Annotated in this window: 1 protein-coding gene; it reads left to right on the top strand. The window is 58.4% G+C overall.

The window, feature by feature from the left end; all coding sequences use genetic code 11:
- On the top strand, positions 1-281 hold a 281-nt coding region (locus tag EN869_RS34910), incomplete at both ends, for a hypothetical protein (RefSeq protein WP_210237979.1).

The following is a 281-nucleotide window of genomic DNA, read 5'->3' on the forward strand; positions in this document are numbered from 1 at the left end:
GCCGAGCGTGCGAAGTGGTTTCCGATCTACTGGGGTTGGTGGTTCACCGGCCCCACCATTGACGGGGAACGCGCACGGACCGTCCTCACCGACCTGAGGGATGTCGACGACCCCGAAGTGCAGTTTCAGGCCAGACACTGTGTTTGGGCAATCGAATTCAATCTTGGGCATCACAAGAACTGCATAGCGGCGGTCGACGAAGGACTTGCGCTCTATGGGACTGGCCAAAGGGAAGGGAATGCAACTATGTTCGGCTGCCATGGCGAAAGGGTTCGTGCCAT

It is taken from the genome of Mesorhizobium sp. M2D.F.Ca.ET.226.01.1.1 (assembly GCF_004022705.2).
Classification (GTDB): domain Bacteria; phylum Pseudomonadota; class Alphaproteobacteria; order Rhizobiales; family Rhizobiaceae; genus Mesorhizobium.